At 62.3% G+C, this 18,772-nt stretch carries 15 protein-coding genes and 4 pseudogenes; 15 read left to right on the top strand and 4 right to left on the bottom strand.

Going from position 1 to position 18,772, the window contains the following annotated elements:
• Nucleotides 1-28: 28 nt before the first annotated feature.
• The 9 genes and pseudogenes from iolG to RB623_RS20320 all read left to right on the top strand — a co-directional run.
• Complete coding sequence (gene iolG / locus RB623_RS20280; protein ID WP_308058765.1) at nucleotides 29-1,036, top strand: inositol 2-dehydrogenase; 1,008 nt, start codon at nucleotides 29-31, stop codon at nucleotides 1,034-1,036.
• Between the two features lie 3 nt (nucleotides 1,037-1,039).
• Entirely contained in the window at nucleotides 1,040-2,476 is a 1,437-nt protein-coding gene (locus tag RB623_RS20285) for an NAD-dependent succinate-semialdehyde dehydrogenase (protein ID WP_308058766.1), read from the top strand.
• 9 nt (nucleotides 2,477-2,485) lie between these two features.
• The gene (locus tag RB623_RS20290) at nucleotides 2,486-3,295 is read left to right on the top strand and encodes an aldolase/citrate lyase family protein (RefSeq protein ID WP_308058767.1); all 810 of its coding nucleotides are present in this window, start codon (nucleotides 2,486-2,488) and stop codon (nucleotides 3,293-3,295) included.
• Entirely contained in the window at nucleotides 3,295-4,266 is a 972-nt protein-coding gene (locus RB623_RS20295; RefSeq protein WP_308058768.1) for a hydroxyacid dehydrogenase, read from the top strand. Before RB623_RS20290 ends, RB623_RS20295 begins: the two co-directional genes overlap by 1 nt.
• Nucleotides 4,267-4,532: 266 nt before the next feature.
• Nucleotides 4,533-5,609 (top strand): sugar ABC transporter substrate-binding protein, encoded by a 1,077-nt coding sequence (locus RB623_RS20300; protein ID WP_308058769.1) that lies wholly within the window; start codon nucleotides 4,533-4,535, stop codon nucleotides 5,607-5,609.
• 65 nt (nucleotides 5,610-5,674) lie between these two features.
• A complete protein-coding gene (locus RB623_RS20305; protein WP_308058770.1) occupies nucleotides 5,675-6,490 on the top strand; it encodes an ATP-binding cassette domain-containing protein in 816 nt (271 codons plus the stop codon).
• A 38-nt stretch (nucleotides 6,491-6,528) separates the two neighbouring features.
• A complete protein-coding gene (locus RB623_RS20310) occupies nucleotides 6,529-7,728 on the top strand; it encodes an ABC transporter permease (protein ID WP_308058771.1) in 1,200 nt (399 codons plus the stop codon).
• Between the two features lie 104 nt (nucleotides 7,729-7,832).
• The gene (locus RB623_RS20315; protein ID WP_308058772.1) at nucleotides 7,833-8,723 is read left to right on the top strand and encodes a MurR/RpiR family transcriptional regulator; all 891 of its coding nucleotides are present in this window, start codon (nucleotides 7,833-7,835) and stop codon (nucleotides 8,721-8,723) included.
• Between the two features lie 165 nt (nucleotides 8,724-8,888).
• Nucleotides 8,889-10,106, top strand: a pseudogene (locus RB623_RS20320) (helix-turn-helix domain-containing protein); the annotation flags it as partial.
• 263 nt (nucleotides 10,107-10,369) lie between these two features.
• Here RB623_RS20320 and RB623_RS20325 read toward each other — a convergent pair.
• The 3 genes and pseudogenes from RB623_RS20325 to RB623_RS20335 all read right to left on the bottom strand — a co-directional run.
• A complete protein-coding gene (locus tag RB623_RS20325) occupies nucleotides 10,370-11,632 on the bottom strand; it encodes a PHB depolymerase family esterase (protein ID WP_308058773.1) in 1,263 nt (420 codons plus the stop codon).
• 430 nt (nucleotides 11,633-12,062) lie between these two features.
• A pseudogene (locus tag RB623_RS20330) lies at nucleotides 12,063-12,242 on the bottom strand (SMC-Scp complex subunit ScpB); the annotation flags it as partial.
• A 54-nt stretch (nucleotides 12,243-12,296) separates the two neighbouring features.
• Nucleotides 12,297-12,749: pseudogene (locus RB623_RS20335) on the bottom strand (Tn3 family transposase); the annotation flags it as partial.
• A 165-nt stretch (nucleotides 12,750-12,914) separates the two neighbouring features.
• On the opposite strand from RB623_RS20335, the pseudogene RB623_RS20340 reads away from it, so the two are divergent.
• A pseudogene (locus RB623_RS20340) lies at nucleotides 12,915-13,439 on the top strand (HlyD family secretion protein); the annotation flags it as partial.
• A gap of 486 nt (nucleotides 13,440-13,925) precedes the next feature.
• On the opposite strand, the gene RB623_RS20345 reads toward RB623_RS20340, so the two are convergent.
• Nucleotides 13,926-15,122, bottom strand: coding sequence for a DUF1173 domain-containing protein (locus tag RB623_RS20345; RefSeq protein ID WP_308058775.1), 1,197 nt, complete (start codon nucleotides 15,120-15,122; stop codon nucleotides 13,926-13,928).
• Between the two features lie 352 nt (nucleotides 15,123-15,474).
• Here RB623_RS20345 and RB623_RS20350 point away from each other — a divergent pair, with 352 nt between their 5' ends.
• From RB623_RS20350 to RB623_RS20370, 5 genes are all read left to right on the top strand, one after another.
• A complete protein-coding gene (locus RB623_RS20350; RefSeq protein ID WP_308058776.1) occupies nucleotides 15,475-16,671 on the top strand; it encodes a DUF932 domain-containing protein in 1,197 nt (398 codons plus the stop codon).
• 132 nt (nucleotides 16,672-16,803) lie between these two features.
• Nucleotides 16,804-17,184 carry a hypothetical protein gene (locus RB623_RS20355; protein ID WP_308058777.1) on the top strand — a complete coding sequence of 127 codons (381 nt, stop codon included), beginning with the start codon at nucleotides 16,804-16,806 and terminating at the stop codon, nucleotides 17,182-17,184.
• Between the two features lie 461 nt (nucleotides 17,185-17,645).
• Entirely contained in the window at nucleotides 17,646-18,050 is a 405-nt protein-coding gene (locus RB623_RS20360) for a hypothetical protein (RefSeq protein ID WP_308058778.1), read from the top strand.
• The gene (locus RB623_RS20365) at nucleotides 18,047-18,247 is read left to right on the top strand and encodes a hypothetical protein (protein WP_308058779.1); all 201 of its coding nucleotides are present in this window, start codon (nucleotides 18,047-18,049) and stop codon (nucleotides 18,245-18,247) included. Before RB623_RS20360 ends, RB623_RS20365 begins: the two co-directional genes overlap by 4 nt.
• 117 nt (nucleotides 18,248-18,364) lie before the next feature.
• The coding region (locus tag RB623_RS20370; protein ID WP_308058780.1) for a ParB/Srx family N-terminal domain-containing protein at nucleotides 18,365-18,772 on the top strand (408 nt) is incomplete at its 3' end.

Genomic DNA, 18,772 nt, shown 5'->3' on the forward strand with positions numbered 1-18,772 from the left:
CGAAAATTATCTCTTGGGTGGATCGCTCATGGTTGGAATTGCGGTTTTAGGCTGCGGTCGCATCGGTCGAATGCACGCGCAAAACATTGCGTCGCATCCGCGTGCAAGTCTTGCCGGAGTGTTCGACGTAAACCGCGCAGCGGCTGAGGATGTCGCGAACAAGCTCGATGCCAAGGTCTACGAATCGGCGGAAGCAGTGTTAGCGAGCACCGACGTCGACGCGGTGCTCATCGCTACCTCGACGCCGACTCACGCCGATTTGTTGGAGCAAGCCGTCGCCGCGTCAAAGCCAGTCCTGTGCGAGAAGCCGATCGATCTCAGCCTGGAGCGGGTCAACGCGTGTGCGAAGGCAATCGCGGGCTCCGATATCCCGATCATGCTCGGCTTCGTCAGGAGGTTTGATCCGGGCCACCGCGCCGTGAGGGACGCGGTGCGGGCGGGCGATATCGGCGACCTGCATCAGGTCGTGATCACCTCAAGGGATCCGGGCATGCCGCCGGTTTCCTATGCCGAAGCGTCGGGCGGCATCTTCCGCGATATGACCATTCACGACTTCGATATGGCGCGGTTCATCCTTGATGAAGAGGTCACGGAGGTCTTCGCCACTGGGAGCAGGCTCGTCGATCCGCCCCTCATGAAGCGCCTCAACGACTATGACACGGTGAGCGTCATCCTAAAGACCGCCTCGGGAAAACAGTGCATCATCAACAACTCCCGCCAGGCCGTGTACGGCTATGACCAGCGCGTCGAGGCGCTGGGGACGGCTGGCATGGCGTCGTCCGAGAACCGACGTCCTAACATGATGACGTTGCATCGCGCCGATTTCACGGGCCGCGGCGCTCCCCTGTTGAATTTCTTCATCAACCGCTATGTCGAAGCATTTACGGCCGAGATCGGCGCGTTTGTCGACGCGGTCGAGACGGGCGCGGCGCCGGAGGTCGGGTTCGAGGACGGACGTCAGGCCCTGATCCTTGCGGAAGCGGCAATCGTGTCGGCGGCGCAGGGGCGCAGCGTCAAAATCAGCGAGATCGGGTGATCCATGTACGAGAATTATGGACTGTTTATCGACGGCGCCTGGACGAAGGCTGCCGATGGGGCGACGGCCGGCGTTTTCAGCCCTGTCACGGCTCAAAGCCTCGGCAGCGTGCCCACCGCCGGGCTCGCCGACACCCAGAGGGCTCTTGCAGCAGCTGCCAAGGGCTTCGAGAAGTGGCGCGCGACGGCAGCCTTCGCGCGGGCTGACGCTCTTCATCGCGTTGCCGACGAGATGATCCGTCGCACGGATGACGCCAAGCGAATGATTTCCCTCGAAACTGGCAAGCCCATTGCTCAATCGGAGCGAGAATGGGGCCTATCGGCTGACCAATTCCGTTGGTTTGCCGAGGAGGCGCGCCGCATCTACGGACGGATCATCGAGTCCAGGGTGCCAAACGGACGCTTTGAGGTCTCGCGTGAGCCCGTCGGCATCGTCGGAGCCTTTACCGCATGGAATTTTCCCGCGGCCCTGGTCGCTCGAAAAGTGGCGCCGGCGCTTGCGGCAGGCTGCTCGGTGGTGATCCGGCCCTCGAGCCAGACACCAGGCGTCGCGATGCTGATCGTTGAGTGCTTGCGGGCCGGCAATTTGCCCGACGGCGTCGTCAGTCTCGTTGTCGGCCCTACCGCCGCCACCTATGCGCCGATCATGACCGACCCAGCCGTTCGAAAAGTATCGTTGACGGGCTCTACGCGCGTCGGTCAGCAGATGATCCGGGACGCCGCCGACACGGTGAAGAAGGTGTCCATGGAGCTTGGCGGCAATGCCCCGCTCATCGTCTATGACGATGCCGACCTCGATCTGGCGCTCAATGTCTCGGTGCCGACGAAGTTTGCCAACGCCGGGCAAGTCTGTGTCACGCCGGATCGCTTCTTCGTTCACGAGCGGCTCCACGACCAGTTCGTGGAGGGCTTTGTATCGCGTGCCAATGCCCTCAAGCTGGGAGACGGCCTGGACCCGGCGACCCAAATGGGTCCGCTGATCAATGCGGCGCGATTGTGCGAAATCGAGGCCGTGGTGGCGGAGGCCGTCAAGGCGGGCGCGAAACTGGCCGCTGGCGGTGAACGCGCCGCTGAATTCAATGCCGGACATTTCTACAAACCGACCGTGCTGACTGAAGTAGCCGACGACATGCGCGTCTTTGCGTCGGAAAACTTCGGCCCAGTTGCTGCGATAACGCGCTTCTCGAACGAGGAGGAGGTGCTTGATCGCGCGAACGCTTCCGATATGGGCCTGTCGGCATACGCTTTCACGCGTTCACCGGAACGGGCGCGCCGAACCGTCGCTGCGCTGAAGGCCGGGATGGTCGGCATCAACAGCGTTGCCCTTGCTGCTTCGGAGGCGCCCTTCGGCGGAACCAACCATTCCGGAATGGGACGAGAGGGCGGCATCGAAGGGATAAACGACTACCTCGACACAAAACTCGCCCAGGTGGTTTTCTAGGAGGCGGTCGTGATCAAGAACAAGCTGAAGCAGATTTGGGCGGAAGGCCGAGCGTCGCTCAACGGCTGGCTGTCCATCGGCAATGCGTTTAGTGCCGAAATCATGGCCTCGCAGGGCTATGACTCCATCGCGATCGACGTCCAGCACGGTGCGCTCGACTACTCGTCCGTCCTGCCGATGTTCCAGGCCATGCGCGCCTCAGGCGTGGTGCCGCTGGCGAGGGTGCCCTGGCTCGAGCCGGGCATCATCATGAAGGTTCTGGATGCCGGCGCCTATGGCGTCATCTGTCCGATGATCGGCACGGCAGAGCAGGCAGCCGAGTTCGTCAGCTACGTCCGCTATCCACCGCACGGGCAGCGCAGTTTTGGACCCACGCGGGTCAGTTTCGCGTCCGGAGCGAACTATGCCGGCGAGGCCAACGCCGAGATCCTGGCCTTTGCGATGATCGAGACCAAACAGGCCATGCAGAACCTGGACGCCATCGCGGCAACGCCGGGACTCGATGGAATTTATGTCGGACCGGCCGATCTGACGCTCAGCATAACGGACGGCAGGCTCGCTCCCGCATTCGACCGCGAAGAACCGGAAATGATCGAGGCGCTGCAGCGCATTGTCGCGGCCTGTAAGGCAAATGGGATCAAAGCCGCGCTGCACTGTGGCACACCCGACTACGCGGCTCGGGCGATAGGGTGGGGCTTTGACATGACCACGGTGTCAGGCGACTCGCGATTGCTCGCCGCCGCCGCGGCCGCAAGCGTTGCACGCTTCCGCGAACTGGTTGGCAACAAGGCCGCCAACAGCGAGAAGGGAGCCTACTGATGCCGCACGTTCTTGTCGCCGGAAAGCTCCATCCTGCTGGCGTCAGCATGCTGAGAAGCGCCCCCGGCATTACGTTTGATTATGTCGAAGAGGTGTCGGAGTCTTCGTATGCGCCGTTGATCGGCAAAGCGGATGCGCTGGTTATCCGCACTCAGCCACTCTCCGCAGAGACTGTTGCAAACGCCGATTGCCTTAAAGTCGTCTCGCGCCACGGCGTCGGCTATGACGCCGTGCATCTTCCCTCCCTTGATATGCGCGGCATCGCGTTGACGATCGTCGGCGATGTCAATTCAATATCGGTTGCGGAACATGCGATGATGCTCATTCTCGCGGCCTCCAAGAGAGCGTTGCGGGGGGATCGGGCGGTGCGGGAGTCCGCACATTGGGGCTGGCGCAACCTTCTGCAAGCCGAGGAGATTTCCGGCAAACGCCTTCTTATTGTCGGCTATGGACGCATCGGCAGGCATCTTGCCCGCATGGCGTCCGCGTTCGGAATGACCATCCAAGCTTTCGATCCCTACCTGCTTCAGCAAGGGTGGCCCGAAGGATCGGCCGAGCCCGTCGCCGCCCTGGCCGATGGGCTTGCTTGGGCGGATATCGTCTCGGTCAACGTGCCAAAGGCGGACCAGCCTTTGATCGGTGCCGTCGAACTCGCCGCGATGTCACCGGGCGCCATCCTCGTGAATACGGCGCGCGGCGGGGTTGTCGAGGAGAGCGCTCTGGTTGACGCGTTGCGCTCCGGCCAGGTTGGCGCGGCCGGTCTCGATGTATTCGACGACGAACCGCCCGCTGCCGACCATCCCTTGCTCAGTTTCGATCAGGTGATCTTGTCGCCCCATATCGCAGGCCTGACGCGAGAGTGTGGGGAACGCATGGCGATTGCGTCAGTCGAGAATGTGCTCAACTTCTTTGCCGGCAGCATCGATCCTCAACTCATCGTAAATCGGAACGCCCTGCGCGCGCGCGCCTAGTGCCGTCCACGCGACATGCAATGAGCGATCGGCGATGCCACCGTCACGGCATCCTGGAGTGGCGATGCAATATCTATTGCCAATCTATGTGATTGCCATAATTCATTGCATTTTGCCTTTGACTCAGTGTGTTTTGCAGAATATTAGTTTTTGCAATGAACGTTGCCAAATGACGTTTGGTGATGTTTAGGCCAAGGGGGACGAACGAGCCAGCCTCACGTCCTATTGGCGACTTTAGGCAGATCATTGTTTCAAGGGAGGTATGAATGAAACGCCTGATAAACGTACTTTGCGCTACGACCGTTTTCGCGACCGTATCGGTCCTTGGCGCAAGCGCCCAGGATAAGGCGAAGGTCTTTTTCCTGTTGCCCAATCAAACGACCATACGCTTCGAAAGCCGCGACGCGCCGTTCTTCATCGAAGCTATGAAACAGAAGGCTCCCGACGCTGAAGTCGTCGTGCAGAATGCGGGGGGCGATCCCGCCAAGCAGCAGGCGCAGGTTGAGGATGCCATCGCGCAGGGCGCCAAGGTCATTGTGCTGACGTCCGCGGACGCCAACCTTGCCGCCGGCTCGCTGGCGGCCGCGGAGAAGGCCGGCGTGCCGGTGGTGCTCTACGATCACGATGCGGTGGGCGGCAAGGCAGACGCCCATATCGTCTTCGATTCGCTGGCCGTTGGCCGCGAACAGGGCAAACGCGCAGCAGAGTTGATTCAGGCGATGTCGAAGTCGACCGTCAAGGTCGCCCGCGTCAAGGGTAATCAGGGAGAGTATGGAACAACCCAGTACGAGGCCGGCCAGAACGAATTCCTGAAGCCTCTTATCGACTCCGGCAAAGTCCTGGTCGTTTGTGAGCAATACACGCAGAACTGGGATCCGGTGCTCGCGCAGAGCTTTGCTGAAGACTGCCTGACCAAGAACGGCGGCGATGTCGACGTGTTCATCGGCATGAACGACGGAACGACCGGCGGATCCGTGGCCGCTCTCATTTCCCAGGGCGCCAAGCCGGGAGACAAGCTCGTGACCGGCGGACAGGATGCCACTGTCGAGGCGCTGCGCTACGTGGCTCAAGGCTGGCAGGACAATTCGGTTCTGAAGGACCTGAAGGTGCAGGCCAACTATGCCGCTGACGTGGTGGCGTCGATTGTTGCTGGCAACGGCGTGCCCAAGGATTTGATCAACGGTAAGGTCAATAATACGTTCATGGATGTTCCGGCTGTATTCCTCCCGGTTTCCAACATCACGAAGGACAATCTTGCCGATGTCTTGAAAGCCGGTGTCTGGACGTGGCCGGAAATCTGCAAAGGCATCGAAACCACCGATATCTGCAAAAGCAATCTGTAGGCGGTTCTCGCCTGGGAGCGGCGGTGGACGCCGCCGCTCCCGACAACGCGATGGGAGGAGGGGATATGACCGCAGCACAGGAAGCGCAGCCTGTCACGCAGGCCGCTACGGCGTCCAGCTCGGTACCGCTCATTTCATTGCGCGATATCAAGAAATCATTCGGTTCCGTACACGCCCTGCGCGGCGCATCGGTGGACGTCCACGCGGGCGAAATCGTAGCCCTCGTCGGCGACAACGGGGCGGGCAAGACGACACTCGTCAAGGTCATGGCCGGCGTGCACGCCGCCGATACGGGAGAGTATGAAATCGAAGGGCAGCCTGCGAACATCCGAACACCCTCGGATGCCACCAGTCACGGCATTGCCACAGTGTACCAGGACTTAGCGCTCTGCAACAATCTGGACGCCGTTCAGAACCTGTTCCTTGGCCGCGAACTGACGGGTTCGCGCTGGCTTGGCCGCCGTATCCACCGCGCCGAGAGTGAGGTTCGGGCGCGCGAAGTGTTGACGCGAATGCGCCTCGGCAGCCTTTCCTTGACCCGGCCTGTTGGGGCTATGTCCGGGGGCCAACGGCAAAATATTGCGATCGCACGCTCGGTGCTGTGGAAGCCCAAGGTCGTTATCCTCGACGAACCGACTGCGGCGCTGAGTCACTCCGCCTCCCAGCAGGTTGCCGACCTTATTCGCAGCCTCGCCGATGACGGATTGGGCGTGGTCGTGGTCAGCCACGACATCCATCATTTCGTCGTCAACTCGACGGATCGCATCGTGGTGATGCGCCTTGGCGCCAATGCCGCGACCTTTCGCTCCAAGGATGTGACGGGTGAAATGGTGGTCAATGCAATGGTCGGAGGCAACGAAGGTGTGAACCTCGCGGGCTGACCCTCGAGCGCCTCCTCCGTATTTCAAGGATCAAATCGATGTCTGCGATTTCTGCGAGCGCGGCGCCCAAACGACGCACTTTTGGTGAACTTCTGACAAGCGATCTACGGGCGCTGCCAGTCGTCGTCGCTCTGATTGTCCTCTGGGTCTTCTTCGCACTTCAGAACGATGTGTTTCTGACGCCTCGCAATCTCTCAAACCTGCTGCAGCAATCCACCGTCGTTGGCATGATGGCGCTCGGATTGATGTTCGTGCTTCTGGTGAAAGAAATCGACCTTTCGGTCGCCGCAATTCACGGTGTAACGGCTGTACTGGGCGCGAAGCTCATCGTGGAGTACGGCGTTTCAGCGTGGATAGCATTGCCGGTTTCGATCCTGATCGGCGCTGCCATCGGCACTTGTTCCGCCCGGTGGGTAAACTGGGTGGGCGTTCCGTCTTTCGTTGTGACGCTGGGCCTTGGCTTGGCGCTGAACGGTATTCAGCTTTTGCTTCTGCCTGCGACCGCGCGCTATGGATTGATGGGCACCGGGGTGGAACTGATCGCGCAGACCACAATTTCGGGTTTGTATGCCTGGCTCGCCTGGGCGGTGGGCATGGGCATGCTTGGCGTGCTGATCCTCTCTGGCGTCGAGCGGCGTCGGAAGGCGGGGCTCGAAGTCTCGACAATGAATTCGGTGATTGTACCGCTTTGCGCCGCAGGTGCACTTGGTGCTGTTGCAGTGCTGGTATTGAATGCCAATCAGGGAATTCCGCTGCCGGTGCTGATCTTTGCCGCTATGCTCGGCATTGGCGGCTACACCCTTAAGGAGACGCGCTTTGGTCTCTATCTTTACGCTGTAGGCAACAACGATGAAGCCGCGCGCCGCGCTGGCATCAAGGTGCCGCGAATCCGCATGGCGGCGTTCGCCATAGCTGGGGGAGTGGCCGCGATCGCCGGTATCATCGCGTCCTCGCGAACGCTGGGCGTTGGCGTGTTTTCTGGCGGAGGCGTCGGCGGCGGTACACTGCTTCTGGAATCAATCGCGGCAGCCGTCATTGGCGGGGTAAGCTTGTTTGGCGGGCGCGGCGCCATCCATGCCGCATTGCTGGGCGCGCTTGTGATTGGCACCGTGCAAAATGGCCTCAACCTCATGGGTGTGGAAAACGAGGTTCGCCTTATCGTGACGGGACTATTGCTTGTGCTTGCTGTGTCGATCGACAAGCTCATCGAGAAGCTGACCGGTCAGCAATCCTTCTAGGGCGGGAGGCCAGGGAGAATGCACCGTGCGGAGCGAACCAAGCACGGTTGCCAGTTCGCAAAAGTTTGGCGCAAAATGCAACGAACATTGCGAAAGGCCTAAAAATGACAGAAGCCGGACCGCCGCGTGACTATGAAGAGTTGATACGTGTCATCCACGACCGCTTCGAGGACATGAGCAAGTCCTATCAGAAGATTTCGGTCTATCTGACGCAGAACCCGAACGACGTTGCGGTGTTGTCGGTCAACGCCATCGCGGAACGTTGTGGCGTCCACGCCTCGAGTTTCGTGCGCTATGGCCAATTTCTGGGTTATGATGGGTTCAAGGAACTCCAGGGCCTCTTCCAGAAGCGCTTGTCCACGACGGCTCCCGGCTTCGAGGCCAGGAAGAGGGCGCTTGAAGAAGAACTCGGCACACGCACTGACAGGAGCGAACTCGGTTTTCTCCGGGATCTGGTCGTGCGTGACCTCGCCTCGCTTCAAGAGTTGCTGTCGCAGACTCCTGCCGAGGATATGGCGCGAGCCGTCGATCTCCTGGAGCACAGTGACACGGTCTATCTCATCGGGCAGCTTCGCTCGGCACCAGTCGTCGACTTGCTTCGCTACGTGCTCACGATGCTCGGCAAGAGGTGCATTCTTCTGGACCCCAGTGGGGGGCTCGCAACCTACATGGCGCGCACGGCAACTCCGAAAGACGTGCTGGTAGCTGTGTCGTTCCGGTTCTACGCCACCGAAGTGGTGAACGTCGTTGAACAGGCGGCGGCCAAGGGAATTCCCATAGTCGCGATCTCAGATAGCACGTTGTCCCCGCTTGCGAAGTCAGCAGCAGTGCTGTTTGCAGTACCGGAGCACGAGTACACGTTCTCGCGTTCGCTCGCCGCGCCGATGTGCCTCGCCCAAGCGTTGACCGTGGCGCTCGCGAGCCGGCTCCAAGGTAGCCCGAACGATCCCCGCATACCGACGGTCACTGCCCCAGGCAAGCGGCCTGCGCCTTGACGTTTGTCGTCTTAAAGGCTTGTGAGTCCTGTCATCTCCGTTCTCCGCAATCGGCGTCTCCCCGACAAAGGCCGGGGAGCAAATGGTGTCCGACCCTGATAGATAGGTAACAGAATGGACCGGAAGCATGGGGGACAGTTTTCTTGTCCGCCGGGAGGACCGGCGATAGGATGGCGAGAGACTTGTGTCATGGACGAGCGGCTTTTGTTTGTTGCGGCGTGTCTTGAGGATGAGGAGACGATGACGGGGCTGTGCGAGCGGTTCGGGGTATCGCGCAAGACGGGCTACAAGTGGCTCGGGCGCTACCGGGAGCTTGGCCCCGAGGGCCTGCGCGACCTGCCGCGGGCGCCGCTCACGCACGGTCGGGCGACGCCGGCGGCGGTTGTCGAGCGGATCGTGGCGGAGAAGGAGGCGCATCCGCTGTGGGGTCCCAAGAAGATCGTGGCGCGGCTTGCGCGGGTTGAGGCCGGCATAATCTGGCCGTCGGCCTCGACGGCGGGCGCCATCCTGCAGCGGCATGGGCTGGTTGGGCGGCGGCGGGCCCGCTGGAAGGGAGCTGGCAACGGCCCCTGGCCGCAGCCGGAGGCGCCGAACGCGGTGTGGACGGGTGACCACAAGGGCTGGTTCCGCACCCGTGATGGCTGGCGCTGCGAGCCGCTGACGGTGATGGACGCCAAAAGCCGCTTTCTTCTGGCGCTGGAGGCGACCGGCTCGACCGGCGAGACGGAGGCCTGGCCGGTGTTCGAGCGGCTGTTTTGCGAGCATGGGCTGCCGGACCGCATCCGCAGCGACAACGGCCCGCCCTTCGCGGCAAGCGGCGTCACCGGGCTGACGCCACTGTCGCTGCGCTTCATCAGGCTGGGGATTGTGCTGGAGCGCATCGACCCGGGCAAGGCTTCGACAAACGCTCAGCCGCAGCAGAACGGCGGTCACGAGCGCTTCCACCTGACCATGCTGCCGCTGGCCATGGCGCCGGCGGCCGACCAGGCGGCGCAGGCCGAAGTCTTCGACGCGTTCCGCCACGAGTACAATGAAGAGCGGCCGCACGAGGCGCTGGGCATGGACACGCCGGCCGACCACTATCGCCCGTCGACACGGCAAATGCCGGCCAGACCGCCCGAGCCCGACTATCCGGCCGAGGCGGCGGCGCGCAAGGTGCGCCACAACGGCGCCGTCAAATGGCGGCGCGCAGAGATTTACGTCTCGGCGACGCTCAGCGGCGAGCCGGTCGCCATCGAGGAGACCGAGGCCGGCGAATGGGCGATGCGCTTCCACGCTCATCGCCTCGGCGTCATCGACGAGAAGCGCCGCAGGCTGGTCCGCAAAACCGCCTTGCAACCCAAACCAGCCGGCGCTTTTGCGGACCAGCAACGGGGAGAACTGGAACCCATGTATCCGGTTCAATCTGTTACCCATCTATCCGCTGGACAATGGCAGGTTTGAGGTTTGGTCGAGCTCAGGCAGCCTTGCGCTGCTGCATCCTCAGTTTCCACGCCGGTAAACCCCGCGCGCTCCGCGAGCATGGCGGTGGTGACGCGGCGGCGCGAACTGCCGCGTCAGCCCACCGATATCCACCTCAATCGCGGACGGCGCCGCGTCTCCTGGCAGAGCGAGGCGGGCTAAACCTTCTCGCGTGTGCAGTAGCCTCATTTTCGCTGCTCAAATAACCACGCTCGCACGCCCGGAATCGCATAGGCGATCGGCCAAGTCCAGACATGGCCCGACCCGCCGCCGGCGTTCACGCCTTCTGGGATGACCGTGCCTTCTCGGAAGGCGGCATAGAAAACGTTGCTGTCCGACCCGTCATTCAGCATCGTTTCGACCGCGTTTTGGAAGGCGGCGGCGTCCGAGCGCCCATCCCACACTGCGTGTGTCACTTCGGCGCCGTTCTGTTCCAGAACCTGGGCGATGGCGTTCATGCCGGGATATGCCTTGGCGTCGTCCTGCGAGACGATGATCCAGAGCTTCTTGTTCGCCAACGGCGCCACCTGCGCCGCGTCCCACTGGCCAGCCACCAGAAGCGAGGCGGCGAAGAAATCGGGATACTTGATGTTGAGTGCGATGGAAGCCATGCAGCCGCCCGATTGGCCCGTCGTGTAGAGGCGACCTTCATCGATGCTGTAACGTGTCGTCAGGTCCCGGATCAGGCGGACGGTGACCTCCGGATAGTCGCTGATCTGCGACGCGTCGTTTGCGATGGCGACGGGATACTGCGGCGCGAGCACAAAGGCCGGATGCTTTTCCTGATCCTCGGGGCTCGCGAAGGACACCGCGCCCAGCCCCTGTTGCAGCGTGCGCAGCGGGTTGGTGCCGGTCACGCCGGCGTCGTGCATGAACAGGACCAGCGGATAGGATTTCGACTGGTCGTAATCTTTGGGCACATAGAGGTTGTAGGTGAGGAGAAGGCCGGTGTCCGGATCGGTGAACCTGAACTGCTGGAAATCGTCGACGATCAGGTTCGTCTGCCGCGTGTTGATGATGGCGGTCTCCGTTGGCGCATAGGTCGCGCCGGAAACCGCGTGCACCGGGGCGACCTGCGAAACCACGACCGTCGCCGGCTTCTCCACATCGGGCGCGTAGGTCACGGCGCCGTCGTCCTCGGGATCGAGTTCGAGGACGACGAAGCGCCCGTCGCGCTCCTCGGCGGCCTTTTCAGCATGATCGTTGGCATAGGCCCGCATGACTGTCCGGCCGGCAACGGTCCAGGCGTTCGCGTCAACCATGCCGCTTCCGATCGGGGCGTCATATTCAACGATTGCCGCGGTGGTGCGCTGGCTGCGCCCGAACACTTCCGTGACGGCCGTGACGGATTTGATGTCCTCGCCATGGAAGACAGTGGAGTTGATAGCCTGCGCGCCGCCAGGGGTGGGACCGGACTGCGCCCGCGCCGTCGCGGGCATCAGGGTCATGGCGCCGGCCGCCGCGAAAGGGGCCATAGCAAGTAAATCACGGCGTGAGGGCATGGCTTCGTCTCCTTCAATTCTTGCGTCCTTCATGACTTCGAGCACCGCGATGACCGCAGCGGTAACCGCATCGGCCGCGCAGTTCGCATAGAACGATTGCGCACATCAAAGGCAAAGCGGTCGTAGCTTGCCATATCGGGCATTTACTTGACGGCGCCATCGCCCTACGCGATGCCACAGCAGCGATAGCTACCCTTCCCCATGATCTCGCGCGGGTTGATTGCGCCGACGAGGTCGAGCGTACTTTGCCTGGAAACTTAGAGCGCCTCCTGTACCGGCCGCAACAGCAACGGCCGCCGCCCCGCCGACATAGGCCGCGCCGTCGGCAGCCGCGAACGTGCGCGGCTGCCGACGGCGAGGATCGATCGGCGGGCCGCTAGTCCTCGATCTCGGCGGCTTCCTCGTGGCTGCCGGAAAAGTCGGGCACAATGTCGCCCGCCAGCAGCTTCTCCTTCGACAGCAGGCCGGCGTCTTCGAGCGCCTCGAAATCCGGCAAATCCCGCTGCGTGGCGAGGCCGAACTCCAGCAGGAAGTCTTTGGTGGTGACATAGGTGTAGGCGTCACGACACGAAAGTGATGAATCTGTCCGACCTTTGAGAACATAGGGTGATCAGGCTGCCAGCATAGATGTTTCGCGTCGCAGTGGCCTGAGGTCGAGGTTGTCTGTCGGGGTCCAGATGTAATCGCCGGTCAGGCTGATGTGCTGCCATCCGAGCGGGGTGATGTGTTTGATCACGTCCGGCGGTGTGGTGACGCCTTCCCGGTTGAGTTCGGCGAACGCCGGTTCGAGATAGAGCGTGTTCCAATAGACGATGGCGTTGATCAGCAGGTTCAGTCCGGACGCCCGATAGTACTGGCTCTCGAAGGTTCTGTCCCGCAGCTCTCCGAGCCGATTGAAAAACAGCGCGCGAGCCAGGGTATTTTGGGCCTCGCTCTTGTTGAGTCCGGCGGTCGCGTTCCTGCGCATTTCCGGGTTCTGCCACCATTGGGGCAGGAAGATGGACCTATTGATGCATCCGATGTCGCGCAGCGCGAGCGCCAGTCCGTTTTGACGCGGGAAGGCCAGATCACCAAGCTCAAACTCATCAAGCGGCAAATGTACGGCCGCGCCAAGATTGATCTGCTCCAGGCGCGCCTCGTCGGTGCAACTTAGGCTGTGGCCGCAGCGAGAGTGCGTCAGAGCCCCTTTTGCATGAAAAACCAGGGTCCCGATTCAGTGGTGATTGACATCGATACCGACAGTTTCTGGATCGACGGATATTTTGAAGAGACCAAGATGGCGCGCGTTTGCACGGGAGCCCGCGCCGAGGCGAAGTTGATGGGCTACTCAACGCCGATCATCGGGCACGTCAATACGGTCACCCGGGGCTTAAGCGTTTCCAATGCAACCGCCGGCGCGCAGGGACCGCCGAATGTGGATCCGATCTATACTTGGGTGCGGCTGGCGCAGCGCGTTCCGGTGCGCATCGCCATCGACGAAGTGCCGCCCGGCGTGCCGCTTGTGTCCGGCATGACCGCAACCGTGACGATCCGGGACAGCTCCGCCACCGATCATTCTACCTGGTTCGACAGCGCGCGTGCGAGCCTGTTCAACGTGCTCGACGGTCCCTCGGCACAGCCTGACTGTATTTCCGCTGCCACGACCGACGGTGAACCTGCGCAGTCGATACCGGCATGGGAGGCACAAGCGACCCCTGCGCCGGAACAGATCAATCCCGGCCTGGCTATCGGCATACAGGCGTCGCCTCGTTAAAATTAATCCCACGCTGGACGCGGCGAACGGCTCGTCCACAACAACCGGCGGCCTGGCTGGCTGAACCGCACTGGGCTATTGAGCAGCGGCAGTCGGCTCAGTTCGAGACAACGCAGCACCGCGCCCATGGTCGACACCGGCCCCCCGATCCGTGGGTCGATGGCCGGACTTGAAAGTCGCTGGCGCCGCAGCGCCTCGATCTCGGCTTCGTCCGCGCCGTCGAGCCGCGGTGGTCTTCCATGCGTTCGAGACGAGCGGTCCTGAAGCCCGGCCCCGCCATCCGGCCGCCTGTGGTCACATCATTTGCGGACCGTCCGGTCATCGATTGTCGAAGCCAATCCCACGGCCGCCCTTTGTCCACCCAGGTTCCAGGCGCTCGACGATCAGCATTCGGCGGTACGACGTAGTTTTGGCATTCTCATGCGCGTCCATCCGGAACTCCACGGCGAGGTTAGGGACGACGGTCGAGGCTCAATTGACCTGTCCTCACCGATCCGTCAGAGATGGCATTTCCCCGTCTACTACCCGCCACGTCCACGCGTCGATTTCCGGCCGCGATGAGATGAGCTCTTCAAGCGCTTCCTCGTAGTATCGGTCCGCTGATGGCGGAATAATATAGAGCGCGAGCGGATGTGACGGACGCTGCAACATCGCTGCTGCACTCGGCCGCTCTGCAAGCAAGCTGTAGCGTAAGCCCTTCACGCTTCGTGCGTTCAACTTGGCGAGTGAATCGACCAATTTCTTTTCGTAGATGGAGTCGTATGGGATCCAGTTCTCTGAAACCACCATCAGCGCCATTTCCTCGACAACCGCCAGCCCGGCAAGGGTGAGACCAAAGGTGGCGATAGCGATCAAGTGGGAGTCCTGGTTCGCGCTCCAGAGTGCCATTTCATTCTCGAAACGGACCTGAAGCCGACGATAAAGAATTTCGTCGAGCAAGAACGGGAAGTCCGGCACGTGCTTGATGATCAAACGGTGGCCGTTGCGCGCTGGCGCGATATCCTTGACCTCGCCGACGAGGATCATCAGCTTCCTCGGCCCGATCCTCGACGGCAACGCGGGCGCAAGCGCCGTCACGCGCCGTTGCTCGATCGCAGCCTTGTCCGCAGAGCGAAACGGTTCCGGTGCGAACAGCACGTCGCTCAGCATTCCCCCTTTCACCGTCATGTGGCGGGCCGCCTCGATCAGGTGCCAGCGAACATTCCACCAATGGCGTTTGCCGGCCCATCGCGCAGTCCAGGCCGTCAGCTCGGCCTGGTGCCAAAGATAGTGAAGAAGGCTGCGCAGCGACAGTTTCTTCGCCTCGCCGACCACGCCGTCCGAACCTCCCACGCCGGGAACAAGAGCTGTGCGCGCAGCCACCTTTGTCAGGCTGAACCCAACCTTGAGCGCGGACAGTCCGCTTTCGGGGTCAATCTGGATCGCGTTGCCCATCAACACGCCGAGACCGGACAATTCGTCCGGCGGCTCGTAGGACGGGCAGGCTGGATCGTGCCCGCCCCCTGACAGCGGCATACGCTTGACAATGTACTGGTCGCCCACCTGGGCGATGTACATCGAAAGCCCGGCTTCCGTGCATAGGCAGAGCGGACGCACCCGTTTGCGGTAAGCGTCCGCTAACGCGTCCTGCAGATCCGACGCCGTCTCCTTGATCACCCGGTCCGCAAGTTTGAAATGTCGCATCGCCTCCATCGCTCCGGACGCCGCCGCATCCCCTGCCTTTCATTGATTCACGGTTTTAGCGGCGAAGCAACCCTTCAAGATCTGTGGTCGCAAACGGCGACAGTATCGCCGGCGCAGCCTTAACCAGCGATGCTGCAATGGGGCGTCTCCATCATGGGAGCCGGCTGCGGACTTCGCTGAAGCCCGGCCTCTTGCCGGTCTCCCGTTTTGAGCGCGTATCGCCGACGCCAGCGCGCTGCCGCAGCGGCAGCGGGCCCCCGGTTAGCTCAGGCAGAGGCAGAGGGGGGGCCGGGATGTGGCGGCGGGTCGAAGCCAGGAGAGAGGCTCCCGGCACCCGTCGCGGAGAACGACCATGACCCATATGGAAATTCAAACGCCCACGCGCATCGGGCCTAACGGCTATAAGGTCGACGTCAGTCGCGGCCAGCGCATCGGTCGCGTGTCGTCGGAATGGTTCAATCGGCCGGACGACGAACGCTACCTGTCCCTCACAGATCTCCACAACTCGGTGAAACCGCGGTCAGAACGCAGCAAGACCCGGATCGTGGAAAGCGAGTCGATCCGTGTGGAAGCCTCGCGCGACAATCCGGAGCGGCTGACGTTGACGCTGCCGGATACGCACGCGCCCGTCGCACCGACGCACTGGAGTTTCGGTCAGCTCGCCAGCCTGGTCGGCGCGCCTGCCACCTATCTGAGACAGCTGCCGGCCGCGCTCGCCGGCATCAATCTGCAATATGGGCTTTCCACGCATCGCGCCGAGCAGGTCAAGACGCTGGAGATCGAGAACGGTCGTCTTGAGCTTCGAGCGGTGACAGGCCCGGACTACGGCAGAATTTTCGACCACGAACTCATCGAGGCAGTGCAGAAGATCGCCGGCAACGGCACCGGCGACACACGCTGGAAAGTGCCGGGCGTGCTTGACTGGTCGACCGGCATCTACAACCCCAATGTCGATATCTCGACAGACACGACGACGCTTTATGCCTCGGACCGCGACATCTTTGTATTCCTGGTCGACGACCTGAACCCGATCGAAGCCGGCCGCTTGCCAAACGGCGAACCGGACCTCTACTTCCGCGGATTCTATGCCTGGAACAGCGAGGTCGGCTCGAAAACGCTCGGGATTGCAAGCTTTTACCTGCGTGCAGTATGCCAGAATCGCAATTTGTGGGGCGTCGAGGATTTCCAGGAAATCACCATCCGCCACTCCAAATATGCCGCCTCGCGGTTTGCGCTCGAAGCCGAGCCGGCGCTGATCCAGTTCGCCGAATCCTCGCCGATGCCCTTCATCAACGGCATCAAGGCCGCCCGCGAGCGTGTCGTCGCACGCGACGAAGACGACCGCACCACCTTCCTGCGCAAGCGTGGCTTCTCCAAGGCTGAAACCACGAAGATCATCGACGCCGTGCTCACCGACGAAGGCCATCCGCCGAGCTCTGTCTTCGATTTCCTGCAGGGCATTACCCGCGTCGCACGCGACAAGCACCACCAGGATGTTCGGCTCGAGATGGAAGGCAAGGCCAAGAAGCTGTTCGACCTCACTAACTGATCCGACTCGTCGGCACAGCGGCACATCGCACCGTCGGCTTTCCGATCATCTCTGCTCGACCTGCTGCGCCAGATCGCGGTCGGCCGCGTCGATCCTCAGCCGCCGCCCTGGGTCTTTGACGGCAAGCTGACGGTGCGCACCACGCCGAACCCTGAAAAATTCGATGAAGCCTTCTGCCAGATAGGCCATCGAAAAATCGGCGGCGGCCCGAAGGCCACGCCGGCCGACGAGTTCCTGTTCTGCGGCAATCTCGGATCGGGCATCCTGTTCCTGCGCACCCGCGTGCGGCTCAACTATCCGCACGAGAGTTTTTACACCTCATCCAGCCACCGGCTGCGGGATTCGCATGTCGGCGGGGCCGGTCATTGGATCGATCTCGAGGTGCGCGGCGACTGCTCGGATGCAGAGCTCGACCTGATCGGCCGCCTCGCCGAGGAGGCCGATACCCGCCTCGTCATCGTGCGTCGCGTCGCAAAGCTCATTCCTGGCCAGCGGGAGGGCGACGCACAATGATGAGCCATCCTGAAGCCTGCACAGCGTTGACCCGGATGGAAGCCCGCCTGCGCGAAAGGCGGCACAATCTGTTCGAGCTCGAACGGTCCCTGCGCGATCGTGCCGAAGAGCAGGCCATCCGCTCGCGGTCGCAGGCGCGTCGATACAACTGCCGCATGTCCAACTGGACCGGAATGGATGAGGAAGCCTATCGGCAAGTCCTCGACCGCCTCACCGATGCTCGGCCGATCTCGATCGGTTGCGGCGCAAGGTCGAGCGTCAGGATGCGGCGATCGAGGCGCTGCACAAAAAATACAGGGTCAACGTCGAACGACCAACCTTCACGGCCTGTAGGCGACGGCATCGCCGCGGTGGCCAGCACCGTTCGGCTCTCCAGCCATCCCCTCGGCCGAGGGGGTGGCTTTCGTCGTGACGGCCTTCCAGGCGGGACCCCTCCCGCCCGCCGTCGCGGAGATCCCCTCATGCTGCCACCGCAATCCACCACAGACTATTCCGCCGACATTGCCGCCGCTCTCGCAACACCCGGCGGTCACCTCTCCATAGGCCGCGGCGGCTTCACCCTCCATTATCGCGACGGCGCGATGCTCTCGGGCTACGACTGCGAGGCGATCAAGACCCAATGTATCGCCGCCGGCCTCCCGGCCATCGACAGCCAGTGTGTGGCGTTCGATGTCGTGGTGCAACTGACGCCGGGCGGCCCGCTGGTCGCCGTCGGCCGCGAGCCCGAGCCAGCCCCCTGGCATGGCCTTTCCTATGCACCGTTGCACGCGGTCGCCATCCGATATGCTGCCGCCGGCGCCGAGATATGGAACATCCCCCGCGTCGAAACTATGCCCACGCCTGCCGAACGGAGGAGCGTACCATGAGCGGCCGTCCTCTTCTCCATCTCTACACCACCATGCCGGAGTTCGAGGGCCTGCACGCACGCCACGATCGCACCCGCAGCACCAGCAAGACCGTCACCGTGGAACGCCAGGCGCTGATCCATATTCTCATGGATCATGCCCGCATGCTTGAGGCTCTGCGCAATGCCGGCCGGGTCGATGTCGCCGAACCGCATTAAGGCCGCCGGCGTGCGCCGGTGCGGCGCCGCGAGAGGCAGAGGGGGGAGGGGAGGGTTTCTGACGGGTTTGGTGGTTCGGGGAGAGGCCCCGGGCCGCCCGTCATGGAGACCCTGATCATGGCAAAGGCCAATCAGAAGATCGCAATGAATCCTTCGGAGAACATTGCCTACGACAAGCTTGTGCTGTCGCAGGAGAATGTCCGCAGGGTAAAGGACGGCGTCACCATCGAGCAGCTCGCCGAGGACATCGGTCGGCGAAAGCTCCTGCAGAGCCTGAACGTTCGTCCTGTGCTCGACGGAAATGGAGAGGAGACCGGCACCTTCGAAGTGCCGGCGGGCGGTCGCCGCTATCTCGCGCTCGGCATTCTGGTCAAGCAGAAGCGTCTGGCAAAGAACGAGCCGATCCCCTGCATTGTCAACCGCAGCGGAACGACTTCGGCCGAAGAGGATTCGCTTGCCGAGAACGTGCATCGCGAGAACCTGCATCCGCTCGACCAGTTCCGTGCATTCAAGTCACTGAAGGAG

It is taken from the genome of Mesorhizobium sp. LHD-90 (genome assembly GCF_030929505.1).
GTDB lineage: Bacteria > Pseudomonadota > Alphaproteobacteria > Rhizobiales > Rhizobiaceae > Kumtagia.